This window comes from Ancylobacter terrae (assembly GCF_045108345.1).
GTDB lineage: Bacteria > Pseudomonadota > Alphaproteobacteria > Rhizobiales > Xanthobacteraceae > Ancylobacter.
The window spans coordinates 2,696,107-2,711,046 of the sequence record NZ_JBJGXH010000001.1 but is presented as its reverse complement, the minus strand read 5'-3'; the positions used below and the strand labels follow the sequence as shown (position 1 = coordinate 2,711,046).

At 68.9% G+C, this 14,940-nt stretch carries 11 protein-coding genes; 7 read left to right on the top strand and 4 right to left on the bottom strand.

All coding sequences use genetic code 11. From position 1 onward, the window contains the following. Positions 1–12: 12 nt before the first annotated feature. Together ACEUEL_RS13035 and pdeM are read left to right on the top strand one after the other, a co-directional pair. Positions 13–2,487, top strand: coding sequence for a ligase-associated DNA damage response DEXH box helicase (locus ACEUEL_RS13035; protein WP_405705804.1), 2,475 nt, complete (start codon positions 13–15; stop codon positions 2,485–2,487). A gap of 34 nt (positions 2,488–2,521) precedes the next feature. Beyond that, positions 2,522–3,256 (top strand): ligase-associated DNA damage response endonuclease PdeM, encoded by a 735-nt coding sequence (gene pdeM / locus ACEUEL_RS13030; RefSeq protein ID WP_405705801.1) that lies wholly within the window; start codon positions 2,522–2,524, stop codon positions 3,254–3,256. Positions 3,257–3,319: 63 nt separating this feature from the next. On the opposite strand, the gene ACEUEL_RS13025 is transcribed toward pdeM, so the two are convergent. Next, a complete protein-coding gene (locus tag ACEUEL_RS13025) occupies positions 3,320–6,541 on the bottom strand; it encodes a hypothetical protein (RefSeq protein ID WP_405705798.1) in 3,222 nt (1,073 codons plus the stop codon). A gap of 341 nt (positions 6,542–6,882) precedes the next feature. On the opposite strand from ACEUEL_RS13025, the gene ACEUEL_RS13020 reads away from it, so the two are divergent. The 3 genes from ACEUEL_RS13020 to ACEUEL_RS13010 all read left to right on the top strand — a co-directional run bounded on the left by ACEUEL_RS13020 (position 6,883) and on the right by ACEUEL_RS13010 (position 8,657). After that, positions 6,883–7,314, top strand: coding sequence for a MerR family transcriptional regulator (locus ACEUEL_RS13020; protein WP_405705795.1), 432 nt, complete (start codon positions 6,883–6,885; stop codon positions 7,312–7,314). A 134-nt stretch (positions 7,315–7,448) separates the two neighbouring features. Then, the gene (locus tag ACEUEL_RS13015) at positions 7,449–8,072 is read left to right on the top strand and encodes a 2-hydroxychromene-2-carboxylate isomerase (protein WP_405705792.1); all 624 of its coding nucleotides are present in this window, start codon (positions 7,449–7,451) and stop codon (positions 8,070–8,072) included. Positions 8,073–8,114: 42 nt separating this feature from the next. Further along, positions 8,115–8,657 carry a hypothetical protein gene (locus ACEUEL_RS13010; RefSeq protein ID WP_405705789.1) on the top strand — a complete coding sequence of 181 codons (543 nt, stop codon included), beginning with the start codon at positions 8,115–8,117 and terminating at the stop codon, positions 8,655–8,657. Positions 8,658–8,672: 15 nt separating this feature from the next. Here the strand turns inward: ACEUEL_RS13010 and ACEUEL_RS13005 are convergent, their stop codons facing one another. Then, complete coding sequence (locus ACEUEL_RS13005) at positions 8,673–9,638, bottom strand: alpha/beta hydrolase (RefSeq protein ID WP_405705787.1); 966 nt, start codon at positions 9,636–9,638, stop codon at positions 8,673–8,675. Positions 9,639–9,756: 118 nt separating this feature from the next. Between ACEUEL_RS13005 and ACEUEL_RS13000 the strand changes: the two genes are divergently transcribed. Continuing rightward, positions 9,757–10,221 (top strand): secondary thiamine-phosphate synthase enzyme YjbQ, encoded by a 465-nt coding sequence (locus tag ACEUEL_RS13000; RefSeq protein ID WP_405705784.1) that lies wholly within the window; start codon positions 9,757–9,759, stop codon positions 10,219–10,221. Between the two features lie 115 nt (positions 10,222–10,336). After that, positions 10,337–10,993 (top strand): response regulator transcription factor, encoded by a 657-nt coding sequence (locus tag ACEUEL_RS12995; protein ID WP_405705781.1) that lies wholly within the window; start codon positions 10,337–10,339, stop codon positions 10,991–10,993. 15 nt (positions 10,994–11,008) lie between these two features. On the opposite strand, the gene ACEUEL_RS12990 is transcribed toward ACEUEL_RS12995, so the two are convergent. Further along, a complete protein-coding gene (locus ACEUEL_RS12990) occupies positions 11,009–11,239 on the bottom strand; it encodes a DUF1127 domain-containing protein (RefSeq protein ID WP_405705778.1) in 231 nt (76 codons plus the stop codon). A 128-nt stretch (positions 11,240–11,367) separates the two neighbouring features. Next, a complete protein-coding gene (locus ACEUEL_RS12985; RefSeq protein ID WP_405705775.1) occupies positions 11,368–14,883 on the bottom strand; it encodes a hybrid sensor histidine kinase/response regulator in 3,516 nt (1,171 codons plus the stop codon). Positions 14,884–14,940 lie beyond the last annotated feature (57 nt).

Here is a 14,940-nt window from a genome sequence, read left to right as displayed (position 1 = left end):
TAGCCTCGCGCCGTGACCGATCCCGCCGAGCTTCTCCCGGAGATTTTCCGCCGCTGGTTCGCGGACCGCGGCTGGGCGCCCCGCGCGCACCAGCTGGAGCTGCTTTCGCTTGCGAAATCAGGGCGTTCGGTGCTGCTCATCGCGCCCACGGGGGCCGGCAAGACGCTCGCCGGCTTCCTGCCGACTTTGGTCGAGCTGAGCGGCGGCGGCGAGCGCAAGGGCTTGCACACGCTGTATATTTCGCCGCTGAAGGCGCTGGCGGTGGACGTCGCCCGCAACCTCGAGCGGCCGGCCGCCGAGATGGGCCTGCCGGTGCGCATCGAGACCCGCACCGGCGACACCCCGGCCTCCCGCCGCCAGCGCCAGCGCCGCGATCCCCCCGACATCCTGCTCACCACCCCCGAGCAGATCGCGCTCCTGCTCGCCTCCGCCGACGCGGAACATTTGTTCAGTAATCTCAAGCGGATAGTGCTCGACGAGCTGCACGCGCTGGCCGGTTCCAAGCGCGGCGACCTGCTCGCTTTGGGCCTCGCCCGGCTGCGCAAAATCGCGCCCGGCCTGCAGTCCGTCGGTCTCTCGGCGACGGTGGCCGATCCCGACACGCTGCGCCGCTGGCTGGTGCCGCAGGTGCAAGGCATTGATATAAAATCTGAAATGGTCATGGCCCCGCCCGGCGCCGCGCCGGATCTGCGCATCCTCGACTCGGCGGCGCGCATTCCCTGGGCCGGCCACAGCGCCCGCCACGCCTATGACGAGATCTACCGCCTCATCGAGGCCCACACGACCACGCTGGTCTTCGTGAACACCCGCATGCAGGCCGAGCTGGTGTTCCAGGAGCTGTGGAAAATCAACGAGTTGAACCTGCCGATTGCGCTGCATCACGGCTCCCTCGACGTCTCCCAGCGCCGGCGCGTGGAGGCGGCGATGGGGGAGGGGCGGCTGCGCGGGGTCGTCTGCACCTCCTCGCTCGACCTCGGCATCGACTGGGGCGACGTCGATCTCGTCATAAACATAGGCGCGCCAAAGGGTTCGTCCCGGCTCATGCAGCGCATCGGCCGCGCCAACCACCGCCTCGACGAGCCCTCGAAAGCGGTGCTGGTGCCAGCCAACCGCTTCGAGGTGCTGGAATGCGTCGCCGCCCTCGACGCGGTCCGTAAAAGCGCTCAGGACGGCTTCGTGGCGCGGTCGGGCAGCCTCGACGTGCTCGCCCAGCACATCGTCGGCATGAGCTGCGCCGCGCCGTTCCAAGCCGATGATCTTTATATGGAAATCCTCTCGGCCGAGCCCTATGCCGACCTCCCGCGGGCCGATTTCGACGACGTGCTCGCCTTCGCGGCGACGGGCGGCTACGCGTTGCGCGCCTATGAGCGCTTCGCCCGCATCCGGCGCATGAAGGACGGCCGCTGGCGCATCGCCAACCCCATGGCGGCGCAGCAATATCGGCTGAATGTCGGCACCATCGTCGAATCCACCATGCTGAAGGTCCGCCTCGCCAGCGCGAAGAGCCGCTTCGGCGGACGGGTGCTGGGCGAGGTGGAGGAGTATTTCGTCGAGATGATGAGCCCCGGCGACACCTTCGTCTTCGCCGGGGAAGTGCTGGAATATCAATCGATTGTCGAGAACGAGGTGCGGGTGTCGCGCTCCAGCGCGACCGATCCCAAGGTGCCCTCCTATGCCGGCGGCAAGTTCCCGCTCTCGACCTTCCTCGCCGCGGGCGTGCGTTCCCTGCTGGCCGAGCCGACGACGTGGCCCGGCCTGCCGCCGCAGGTGCGCGAATGGCTCGAACTGCAGGACTGGCGCTCCAAGCTGCCCGGCCGCGAGAACCTGCTGGTCGAGACCTTCCCGCGCGGTGGTCGCCATTATCTGGTCGCCTACCCCTTCGAGGGCCGGCTCGCCCACCAGACGCTCGGCATGCTGCTGACGCGGCGGCTGGAGCGGGCCGGGCTGCACCCGCTCGGTTTCGTCGCCAACGACTATGCCCTTGCCGTCTATGGGCTTTCCGACCTGTCGCAGGCCATCGCGCGGGATCGGCTGAGCCTCGGCGCGCTGTTTCATCCCGACATGCTGGGCGATGATCTCGAAGAGTGGCTTGCCGAATCCGCCCTGATGAAGCGCACCTTCCGCCAATGCGCGGTGATCGCCGGCCTGATCGAGCGCCGCTTCCCGGGCAAGGAGAAGAACAGCCGGCAGGTGACCATGTCGACCGATCTCGTCTATGACGTGCTGCGCACGCACGAGCCGGCGCACGTCCTGCTGCGCGCGGCACGGGCGGACGCGGCGACCGGCCTGCTGGACATTCGCCGGCTCGGCGACATGCTGGTGCGCGTCGAAGGACGAATCAGCCATGTGGCGCTCGACCGGGTGTCCCCGCTCGCGGTGCCGGTGATGCTGGAGATCGGTCGCGAGCCGGTCTTCGGCGAGGCGCAGGACGCGCTGATGGCCGAGACCGAGGCGGAACTTGTGCGGGAGGCGACGGGGAGTGACTGAATTCGGCCAAGTCCTTGATGACAAAGCTGATGCTGTGGTCGCCCTCGACGCGGTCGAGCTGGCGGGCGCCGCCTTTGTGCTGGATCCGGCCGGGGCGCTGTTCTGGCCGGACGAGCGGCTGCTGATCGTCGCCGACCTCCATCTCGAGAAGGGCTCGGCCTATGCCGAGCGCGGGGTGCCGCTGCCCCCTTACGATTCGGCGGCAACGCTGGCCGTGCTGGCGCGCCTGGTCGCCCGCTGGCGTCCGCGCACGGTGGTGGCGCTCGGCGACAGCCTGCACGACCGCCGCGCGGCCGGCCGCCTTGGCGAGCGTGAGCGCGCGAGCCTCGCGGCCATCCGTCAGGGCCGCGACATCGTCTGGGTCGCGGGCAATCACGATCCCGACCCGTCGCCGGAACTGGGCGGTGTCCATGCCGAGGAACTGGAAATTGGGCGCCTTGTCCTGCGCCACGAGCCGCGCCCCGGTGCAACGGCCGAGATCGCCGGCCATCTCCATCCCGTGGCGCGCATTGTACGCCGTGGCCGCGGTGTGCGGCGCCGCTGCTTCGCCAGCGACGGCCGGCGCCTGGTGCTGCCGGCGCTCGGGGCCTACGCGGGCGGGCTCAACATACGCGATCCCGCCCTCGCCGGCCTGTTCGGCGGGCCGTTCGCGGCGCATATGCTGGGCACCCGGCGCACCTATCGCATCGCCGCGCAGGCCTGCCTGCCGGACCGCCCCCGCGCGCCGGACCCGTTCTGGCTGCGGGGTCTCGCCGCCGTCGAAACCTGACATAAGCCACAACGCAAACGGCCCCGCCGGGGCGGGGCCGCTGGATGCGCGTTCGTTGGCCGTTCAGCTGCGCGAGGCGGTCTTGCGCTTGACCGGCTGGGGCGCTTCCGCTTTGTCCCAATCGGGATTGGCCGCGACGATGTTGGCGGCATCGTCGGTCATCATCGGGCTCCACGTCTGGACGGCGAAGCGGGCCGCGACGAGGGTGGGCTTGGCGAGGCGTGTCTCGACCTCGTCGCGCTTGCGGGCCGCCTCGGCGTCCCCCTGGTTGGCGGCCAGCGAGAACCACTTCCAGGACTCGGCGAGGTCGGCCTTCACGCCTAGGCCGCGGGCATACAGCACGCCGAGATTGTATTGGCTGTCGCGCACCCCGCGCTCGGCCGCTTTCAGGAACCAGTCGGAGGCTTGCTTGTAGTCCGGCTGGCCGTTGACGCCTTCGGCCAGCAGCACGGCGAGGTTGTGCATCGCGCGCACGTTCCCAGCCTCGGCCGCCTCCGCATAGAGCTTGCGGGCCCGGACCGTATCCCGGATGACGCCATCGGCGCCCTTGTCGAGCAGCGCGGCGAGACGATAGGCGGCCGGCGCCGATCCCTTGGCGGTCGCCTGCTCGAACCAGTAGGCCGCCCGAGCCAGATCCTGCGAAACGCCGCGGCCCTCGGCAAAGCGGGCGCCGATCTCGTAGGCGGCAGCTTGATTGCCGGCGATCGCGGCGCTGCGCAGCGACGCGCTGCCAACGGCTTCGGGAAGATTGCCGGTCCCGGGTGCCGCCGGCGTGGCGGCCGGGGGAATGGAGCCGGTGATATCCCCCGCCGGTGCCGGAACGGAACCGGGGAGGGGAGAGGCCGGTTGCGCGAGCACGTCCGGAATCCCGACGAGACCGGCGGAGGGGGCATTCGCCATCGCGTCGGCCGTCGGCTGCAGGCCGCGAGGAGGCGTCGCGGGTGCTACCGTGACCACCTGCGCGGGCGCCGCGGACGTCGGGATTGCGGCGGCGCCTGAAGGGTCCGCCGTCGTGGCGGCCGGCTCCGCACTCGAGGTGCGGGGCGCGTTGCCGCGAAGCCCGCCGATCAACTGGAGGGCGACCAGCGCCATCGCCGCGCTGCTCACCGCGATCAGCAGCGGCAGACGTGCGCGCGTGAACAGGCGCGAGAGGCGCGAACCCGCCCGCGGCACGCCGTCCTCGCGGCTGGAGGCCGGCTGGCCGGCGGCGGACTGGGCTGCGCGCCGGGCGGCGGCGATGAAGTCGGCGCGCTGAGGGCTCTCTTCGGGGCGTAGCGCGAGTTCCTGTAGGGCGGCCTCGGATTGCGCGACCCGGGCCCAGGCCGACGGGCGCTGGCGCGGGTCGCCCGAGCCGGGCTCGAGCGGGTAGTCGTCGGGCAGCCGCACCTCGTCGGTCGACACCGCCTCAACGTCGCCCTGCGGGGCGTCCGGTGCCGGCTCCGTCGCGTCCGGCGTGGAAATCGGCGCAGCCGCGTCGGCAATCACCGACCGGGCGAGCGGTGCGGCATAGGGCTCCGTCCGCGCCACGACCGGCAGGTCGCCGGGCTGCTCCAGAGACGCGATGCGGTCCACCACGCGTTCCAGCGTCTCATGGACCGCTTCCAGCGTATCGAAGGTGCGGCGCTCGGTGGTCTCCTGGCGACTCTCGAGGTCGGCGAGGTTGCGCCGGATCGCCGCAACGCCGTCCGTCGGCAGCGTGGCGGCAAATTCGGCGGCGACGTCGCGGGCGCTCTTCTCGGCGGCGGCGACCGCGCTGGCGCGGGCCTCCTCCATCTGGATGAACAGGTCGCCGAGGCCGCGCTCGATATTGGCGATCTGGCCGGGCTCGATCATGCTCGCGCCGATCCTGTCGGCCAGCGCGCCGAGTTGCTGCTCGAGCGCTGCGAGCGCGCGGTCGGTGCTGCCGTCCTCGGCTCCGCCCTTGCGCCGGCCTAGCCGTTCGACCCGCTCCACCAGGCCCTGCAGCAGGGCTTCCATGCCCTCGGGCGCCGCGCGCACGGCACCGGCCACCGAGGCCTGGAGCTCATCGAGGCGGCGGTTGAGATCGCCGAAGGGAGCGAAATCGGCGCGCGCGGTCGCCTCCGCGTCGATCTTGGCGCCCAGCGCATCGATGCGCGACTCCAGCGTGGCGACGACATGCCGGATGAGATTTTCGTCCGGCGAGGCGATACGGTCGATCTTGACCACCAGCGCCTCGATCTGTTCGGCGAGCAGGCGCACGGCATCCATCGACAGGGTGCGGTCGATGATCTCGCGCAATTCGGCGGTTTGCGCCTGCAACCGGGCGATCGTCGCGCCATCCACCGTCTTGGCGTTGACGATGTCGATCTTGCGGGTCAGCGCTTCGATATCCTCGGCGAGGCGCGCATGGCTCTCCGGCGGGCGCAGGCCCTCGATCAGCCCGCCGAGTTCGCCGAGCGCCCGTGCCATTTCCGCCTTCGCACCGCCGGCGTCGGAACCATCGTCGAGCCGTGCGGTCAGCACGGCGATGGCATTCTCGAGTTCCTCGACGACGGATCGCGGCGCGAGTTCACCGAGCGCCCGCTTCATCTCCGCGACATCGGCGTGCAGGGCGTCGATCGCCGTCCCCATCGGAATGGCGTTGCGCAGTTCCTGCATCTGGTCGGCGATCAGATTGAGCTGCCGTTCCAGCCCGGAGAGATTGACCGGAACGTTGCCATCGCCGGCATCCCCGCTCCGCGCAGGAGCCGGCTCGGGTTCGGCAGGAACCGGAGGCTCGGGCAAGGACGGTGCCGCTTCGAGAGCGCGCTGGTGCGCGGTGATCTCCGCCACTGCCGCATCGAGAGCCGGCTCGCCGGGCGCGATCATGCTGGTTTCGGGGACGTCGAGCTTCTTGTTGAGGGTCTCGACGGTTCGCACGATCTCGCCGAGACGGCGGTCGAACGCCGAGGAGGCGGGGGCTTCCGGGCGCTGCGGCTCGGGCCGCCGGCGCAGGAACGAGCCGGCAGTACCGCCCTCGCCGCGTGCAGGTTCGCTGAGCAGCGCGCCGATGCGGCGATTGAGGGAGTCGAGCGCCGAGATCAGCCCTTCCTGCCGTGGCCCCGTGCGGCTGCCGCGATGCGGCTCCGCCGGCGGCTCGGCGGGGAGATTGGCGTCCCCGGACGGTGCCGGAGCCGGCGATGCGGCCTCCATGCCGCCGGTCCCGAGGACGCGGGCGCGCAGCCATTCGTCGAGCGGCATGCCCGCCTGGCGCGCGGCCTCCTGCATCGCCTCCCACGCCCTGGGATCGACCGGATTCGCATTCGAAGGAGCGCCCTGCCTCACCTGTCTCTCCGTCACGTGAGCGCTGCGGCCTTGATGAGAGAATCATCAACGAAGCCGGCGCTGGAGGTCTGCAGGAGGGACTTTTTCCGTTCTTGGTAAATGGCGCGTTAACGACGGTAAGAATGGTTAATCCGGGCAGGCGCCCTTCGACGGCGCGGCAGGTTCGGCCCGATTTGCAGAAGCCTGAACAAAATCGTTCCCGTTCAGTGAGTTGAGGCGGGTAAGTCGATCTCTCGTAACAGTAAGTTTCCCTAGCGGAGGGTGCCCCTTTCTCCCGCTGGGGGCGGTTGGGCTGTAGGTGTTTCCCTAACGTCCACCTGCCCCCATCGGAGCGTTTCGCCATGGATTTCACCACGCATCATTCCGAGTCTGTCGCCCACGACGCCGCCAATCTCGTACCGGATTCGCCGCTGTACACGATCGGCGACTTGGCTCGCGAATATGACGTTACCCTGCGCGCCCTGCGCTTCTACGAGGACAAGGGCCTTCTGGCACCGCGGCGCGAGGGCCTGACGCGCCTTTACAGCGCCGCCGAGCGCGCACGCCTCGCCATCATTCTGAAAGGCAAGAAGCTCGGCTTCACCCTTGCCGAGATCAAGAGCATGGTGGCCCTGCGCGAGGGAGGCCCCACGCCGGCAGGCGGCCTCGCCCTCAGTCGCGAGAAGTGCGAGGAGCAGATTCAGCTGCTCCGGCAGCAGAAGGCCGATATCGAGGATGCCATCGGCGAACTCAACCACATGATCGACGCCTTCGGCACCCGCACTGCGGCCTGAAGCCTTCGGTCGATGGTTGGCGGTCTCCGTCAACGCGATTATGGTCCCGCCCGGCCGCATGATGCGGCGGGCGGGATTTTGCGTTCCCGCTCAACGCCGGCCAGGAGCCGGCCGAAAGCAGGCAGCGGGACGCCATGGCACGGACCATCGATTACTACTTCTCCGTCGTCAGCCCTTGGGCTGCGCTCGGCCATCAGCCGTTCATGGATGTCGTACGTCGACACGGGGTCACGGTACGCTACCTGCCCGTGGCGCTCGGCGAGGTGTTCGCTGAGACCGGCGGCTTGCCTCTCGCCAAGCGCCACCCCGCGCGCCAGCGCTATCGTCTGCTCGAGCTGAAGCGTTGGCGGGTGAGGCGTGGTGTGCCCGACTTCCAGCTTCAGCCGCCTTACTGGCCGTTCAATCCCGCGCTTGCCGACCGGATCGTCATCGCGGCGGTCGACGCCGGCCACGATCCCGACCGTCTCCTCGCCCGCGTTTTCGCCGGCGTCTGGCGTGAGGGGCGGGATCTCGCGGATGTCGCCACACTCCGGGCGATTCTGGGAGAGGTCGGCCTGCCGGCCGACCTGGTTCAGGCGGCGGAAGGCGATGCCGTCGTGGCGACCTACCGGGGCAACCGCGAGCGGGCCGTGGGCGCGGAAGTCTTCGGTTCGCCGGCCTATGTGCTCGACGGGGAAGTGTTCTGGGGGCAGGATCGGATCGATCTGCTCGACGATGCGTTGTCGTCCGGGCGGGCGCCCTACACGCCGGCGACGTGACGTCCGGCCGACGGCGGCGTCTCGCCGGCACGGGAGGCCGCGATGCGATATGCAATTGGAAGCCTTGTTCTGGTCATGACCGCGGGCTGGATGACGCTCGCACCGGTCCGCGCGCAGGAAGGCGCTCCGGCCGGCGGGGCGACTTCTGCGGCGGCAGAGCCGGATGGGCGCTTCACCATGACGCCCGTCGAGGGTGGCGTGATGCGTCTCGACACCCGAACCGGTGCGCTTTCGCGCTGCGGCGCTCGTGGCGGCACATGGGTGTGTGAACTTCTGCCCGATGACCGTTCCGCCTATGAGGTGGAGATCGGTCGCCTCAATGACCGCATCGCCATGCTGGAGCGCCAGATTGCGCGCGGTGCCCCGCGTCCGCCAGCGGGTGTCCCGGATATCATGGAGGACCCGCGGCGTTCGCCCGATGGTGGCGAGCGTGCCGGCCCTCCCTCGGGACCTGATGCCGGAGCCTCCACCGAGGACAGCGACGTGCGCCGTGAGATCGATCGTGGCATGGACGTGGCCGAACAGATGTTCCGCCGCTTCATGCAGATGATCGAGCGGCTGCGCCGCGAGAGCGACACGCTCTGACGGCCCTCCTGGTCGTCAACAGGCGCTGATGAAGCCGTAGATCCGCTCCAGCGCCGTGTCCGCCAGTCCCCCGGGGAATGCGATGAACACATGGCATCCGCCGGGAAAGACGGCGAACTCGGTTGGATTGCCGGCCGCCAGCCAGCGTGGCGCCATGAACAGGGAATCGTCGAGCAGCGCGTCGCGGGTGCCCACGGTGAAAAGCGCCGGCGGCAGCCCCTTGAGGTCGGCATGCAGCGGAGAGATGTCGGGAGCCGCAACGTCGCCTCCCGCGCGCAGGAAATGGCCGACGAAGACGTTGATGTCCCGCGTGTTGAGCACCAGCGGTTCGTCGCCCCAGGCGCGCGCGCTCGGCGACAGGCCGAGATCGTAGCAGCCGGCATGCAGGTTCGCCGCCCGGAACGGGCTGATACCGTGCCGGTCGCGCAGGCGCAGCAGCGTGACGACGGACAGGTGCGCGCCCGCCGATTCGCCGCCGATGACGAAGCGATCCGTGCCGAACCGCGCCTTGCCCTCGCGGACGAGCCAGAGGGCCGCGGCCTCGCAATCGTCCGGCCCGGCGGGGTAGGGGTTTTCCGGCGCGAGGCGATAGTCGACCGAGACGACGGCGAAGCCGGTCCGGGCAACGAGACGGTCGTTCAGGCCGTCGTTCTCGCGCGCCGAGCCGAGCGTCCAGCCGCCGCCATGGATGTGCAGATAGACACCTGCCGGATTGTCGGGGGCGATGATGCGCAGGGGAACCGTCCCGTGCGGGCCGTCGATCTCGACGACCTGCGCGCGCGGGCTCTCGGGGGCGAGCGGAAAGGGCCCCTTGCCGTCGAGCCGGATCTTGCGGATCACCGCTGGCGGGAACACCCAGCGATCGGGGATCGCACCCAGCGCCTTGACGATGCCGGCATTGATCATCCGCGTCTCGGCGCTGACGGCCTCCGGTGCGAACTGCGCCGGATAGAGGCAGAAGGGGGCGGAAGACGAGGACATGCGGCTATGCTCGACTTTGGATGACGGGCGGCAGGATGACGTGTTCGCATCTGCGATATACATCGAACCGGCCGTGTCCGCATCCTGTGCTGCGCGGTGCTCGGGGTAGGGAGGCTGCATGGGAACGGTCAGGCGCGAGATCGCGCGCGAAACGCGTATCGTTCGACGTGTCAGCACAGAGCTGACGGTGGAGACCACGGGCGCCGGCTTCACCGAACTGACCCGCACCGTCGCGGATTTTCTGGCCGACATCCGGGCGGCTGACGGCGAGGTCTCGCTGTTCTGCCGGCACACCTCCGCCTCGCTGCTGATCCAGGAAAACGCCGATCCCGACGTGCGCATCGACCTGCTGACGGCCTTTGAGCGTCTGGCGCCGGCCGATGCTGGATGGGTTCACGATGACGAGGGGCCCGACGATATGCCGGCCCACGTGAAGTCGATGCTGACCGGCATCGCGCTGGCGGTTCCCGTGATCGCGGGGCGCATGGCGCTGGGCACATGGCAGGGCATCTATCTGGCGGAGCATCGGACGCGACCGCACACCCGCACGATCATTCTCGCCTTTACCGGCGACGGCGGCTAAGTCGGGCGTCCGGATTCAAACGTCCTTGCGCGCTCGTCGCAGGGGAAGGATTATCGGTCTCAAGGCGCCGGCCAGACAAGCGCTCGAGAAAAAGGGGGGGCAGGTGGAAACGACAATGAGCTTTCGGCTGGTGATCGCCGACGATCATCCGCTGTTCCGGGGAGCGCTCAAGGAAGCGGTGCTGCGGCAGTTCCCCGGGGTCGATCTGTTCGAGGCGGGTGCGTTCGAGGAATTGCAGGCCCTGCTCGAGCGCGAGAGCGACATCGACCTGGTCCTGCTGGATCTGTCCATGCCGGGCGTACGCGGCTTCTCCGGCCTCATGTACCTGCGGGCGCAATATCCCGGCGTACCCGTCGTCGTCGTCTCGGCCAATGAGGAGGCGAGCGTCATCCGCCGCTGCATGGAGTTCGGCGCGTCGGGCTTCATTCCCAAAACCAGCGCGGTCGAGACCACGCGCGAGGCCATCGCTGCCGTGCTGGAGGGCCGCACCTGGACGCCTGCCGATATCGACCTCAACAGCGGCGTCGACAAGGAAACCAAGGCCCTCGTCTCGCGCCTCGCGACGCTGACCCCGCAGCAGGTGCGCGTGCTCATGATGCTGTCCGAGGGCCTGCTGAACAAGCAGATCGCCTATGAGCTCGGCGTTTCCGAGGCGACGGTGAAGGCGCATGTCTCGGCAATCCTGCAGAAGCTTGATGTCGAGAGCCGCACCCAGGCGGTCATCGCCGCGGCCAAGATCGAAGGCGGCCAGTGGACGCAGCCAAGCGCCTGACGCCTTGGCTGTCCGTCAACGCCAGAACGGCTTGATGACTTCGTTCGCCACGTCGTCGCGCGAGAGGCCGACATCGGCGAGCAGGTGATCCGGCAGGTTGCGCAGTGCGTGTCGCGTCCGTGCGCGGAACCAGGCGTAGTAGACGAAGCACCACAAGCGCCGCGCAACTCCAGGCCGGCGTTGCGATGACGATGATCGGCCGGTCGCGAAGTCGCTGGCCAGGCCGGCGTTGCCGTGGATCGTCATGGGTTGCCCCCCAAGGTACAAGCCGGCACGGCCGGCCATCGAGGGCGGGTTCTAGGCCCGGTTGCAGGAATCATGGCTGAACGCGGTGGTCAGCCCACGTTCATGTTCCGGACCGAGGTGAGGTCATGTCACTCCGCCGCCGAGCGCGTCACCCGCCACTGCGCCAGCAGCGCGCGGAGCGCGGCCGGGCGAAGCGGCTTGTTCAGCACCTCCATCTCCGTCGCGCGTGCGGTATCGCGGACCCGCTTCGAGCGATCGGCTGTGATCAGCACGGCGGGCAGCGCGGCGCCGAGCTTCCAGCGCAGGTGCTTGGCGGCCTCGATGCCGTTGGAATCGCCCAGATGATAGTCCACCAGCAGCACGTGCGGCGTCACGCGCTTCTCGCGCAGCACGGCGAGGGCGCCGGCGACGTCGCCGGCCTTCACGACCCGGCAGCCCCAGCCGCTGAGCAGCGTTTCCATACCGTCGAGGATGTTGGGCTCGTTGTCGATGCAGAGGACGACGAGTCCGTCCAGCGTCGCCGTCAGCGCCGGCGCCGGGCTGGCCGCCTCTTGCGCAGGCACCGGCGGCGCCGTAGGCACGTCGACGGCGAACATGCTGCCGCGCCCCGGCGTCGAGGCCAGGTCGATCGGGTGGTCCAGCACGCGCGCGATGCGCTCGACGATGGAAAGGCCGAGCCCGAGCCCGCGCGCCGCCTTGGCCCCCTGATCTAGCCGCTGGAACTCCTTGAAGATCAGCTTCTGCTTGTTGGTGGGGATGCCGAGTCCGGTATCGAAGACCTGGACGCGCAGTTTTCCCCGCCTGCGGCGGCAGCCGATCAGAACACGTCCCCCTGGGGTGTACTTGATCGCGTTCGAGACGAGATTCTGCAGCAGCCGCCGCAGCAGCCGCCGGTCCGATCGCACGGCCGCCGAGCACGGCACGAAACGGAGCGACAAGCCCTTCTCCCGGGCGAGCGGCTCGAACTCGAGCGCCAGCTGGCGGAAGATCTCGTCGATGCGGAAGGGCGCGATCTCCGGCTTCATGGCGCCGGCATCCAGCCGCGAAATGTCGAGCAGGGCGGCGAGGATCTCCTCCACCGCTTCGAGGGAGGCATCGACATTGGCGGCCAGCCGCCCCTGTTCGCCCTCCGCCGCCCGTTCGGTGAGGCTGGTGGCGTAGAGGCGCGCGGCGTTGAGCGGCTGGAGGATGTCGTGACTGGCGGCGGCGAGAAAGCGCGTCTTCGAGATGTTCGCCTCGTCGGCGTCGGCCTTGGCGTTGGCGAGCTCGGTGTTGAGGTGCTCCAGCGCCTTGGTGCGCTCCTTGACGCGACGCTCCAGCGTCTCGTTGGCTCGCTCCAGCGCTTCGGCCGCCTCCACCGCCGGGGTGATGTCACTGAAGGTGGCGACGATACCGCCATCCGGCATTGAATTGACGCGCACCTCGACGACGATGCCGCGCGGCATCAGCCGCTCCTGGAAGCTCGCATTGCGGCGGGTGAACCGGGCGAGGCGCTCGCGTACGATCTCCTCCACCAGGCCGGGGCCGAACAGGCCGGCGGCGGCATCGAAACGCAGGATCTCGTCGATGCTGACGCCGATGCGCACCAGTTCCGGCGGCAGATCGAGCATCTCGCCGAACTGCCGGTTCCAGCAGGTCAGCCGCAGGTCGCGGTCGAACACGGCGATACCCTGTCGCACATGGTCCAGCGCGGTCTGGAGAATTTCGCGATTGTACTGGATCGCGGCGGAGGCATCGTCCAGCAGCTTGAGCGCCGCCTTGGTCGAGACGGTACGCTTGCGCAGCAGCAGCGACAGCACGAGACGGGAGGAGGCCGCTCCGATGGCTGAGGCGAGCAGGTGCTCGGCATAGCGCACCAGCTGGAAGTCGGCCTCCCGCTGCGGCTCCAGCGAAACCCCGCGCATCGCGGCAACGCTCTCGAAGGAGGCGCGCGTGCGTTCCTCGCCGAGATAGCGCGCCACCGTCCCCATCAGTTCCTCGACGGTGATGGGCGATCGCCACAGCCGGAAGCTTGGGGCCGACGGCGTGCGCTCGTTCTCGACGAAGACGCTCGCCTGCAGCCGCTCGATCGGCGAGGGCTCGGTGAGCAGCGAGATGCTGACGAGGGTGACGAGATTGACGCTCAGGCTCCAGACGACACCGTGGGTGAGGGAATCGAAGCTGAGGCCGAAGAGCGCCTGCGGTCGCAGGAAATCCAGGCCGAAGGGCCCCGCGACCAACAGATGAGGGCTGACCAGTCCCGCCTCGGCGAGGGTGGGCAGCAGCAGCGTATAGGTCCAGAGGGCGACGCCAGCGGCGATACCGGCCATGGCGCCTCGGGCGGTGGCCCGTCGCCACATCAGGCCGAGCACGAAGGCCGGGCCGAACTGCGCCACGGCGGCGAAGGACAGCAGGCCGATTTGCGCCAGCTGCGCTTCGCCGGACAGGCGATAGTAGAGATACGCCAGAAGCAGCACGGCGAAGATGGCGACACGGCGCACGGTGAGCAGCTTGCCGCCCATGTCGGCACTGGCATTGGCGGCCGAATCCGGCCGCCGCCGGCGCACCATCAGCGGCATGGCGATGTCGTTGGACACCATGACCGCCAGCGCCACGGTCTCGACGATCACCATGGCCGTCGCCGCCGACAGGCCACCGACGAAGGCCAGCAGCGCAAAGCCCTGAGCGCCGACGGACAGCGGCAGGGCGAGCATGAACATGTCGCCATCGAGGAAGCCCGGTGGAAAGGCGACCAGACCCGCCATGGCGATGGGAACGACGAAGAGGTTGATGAGAATGAGATAGAGCGGGAACAGCCAGGCCGCGGTGCGAACCTCGCGTGCATCCGTGTTCTCGACCACCGCCACGTGGAACTGGCGCGGCAGCATGAGGATCGCCAGCGCCGACAGAACGGTCATGGTCAGCAAGCCGCCGAGCGAGAATCCACCGGTGAAAACGGGCAACACGCCCTTCGCTTCGGCCTGCTGGAACAGGTCCGCCGGACCCGAGAACATCCAGAAGGTGATGAAAAACCCGACGCTCAGGAAGCTCACCAGCTTCACGATCGATTCGGTGGCGACCGCCAGCATCAGCCCTTCCTGATGTTCGGTCGCGTCGATGTGACGGGTACCAAACAGCACGGCAAACGCCGCCATGGCGAAGGCGACGAGCAGAGCGAGATCGCCCACCACCGGATAGTGCAGCCCGATGCCCTCGAAGTCGCCCAGCATGACCACGAGCGAGGCCGAGACCGCCTTGAGCTGAAGGGCGATGTAGGGAAGGGTGCCGATGATCGCCACGAAGGCGACCAGGGCCGCGACGCCCTGGCTCTTGCCGTAGCGGGCGGCGATGAAGTCCGCGATCGAAGTGATGTTCTGCGCCTTGGCGAGCCGGATGATGCGCAGCAGGAAGGGCGAGCACAGCCCGATGACGAGCATGGGCCCGATATAGATCGTCAGGAAGTTGAGCCCCTGCGTTGTCGCTAGGCCCACCGAACCGAAGAACGTCCACGAGGTGCAGTAGACCGCCAGCGACAGCGCATAGATGTAGGGCCGTCCCCGGCCTTTCTCGGCGCGCGGATGCAGCCGGTCGCCCACGCTGGCCACGGCGAAAAGGCAGCCGATATAGGCGAGCGCGACGACGACGATGACCCAGCCCTGCAACACGGGGGCTCCGCTTGGTGAGTTTCCGCCGATCCCCCAGAGGATCGCGCTACTTATGCC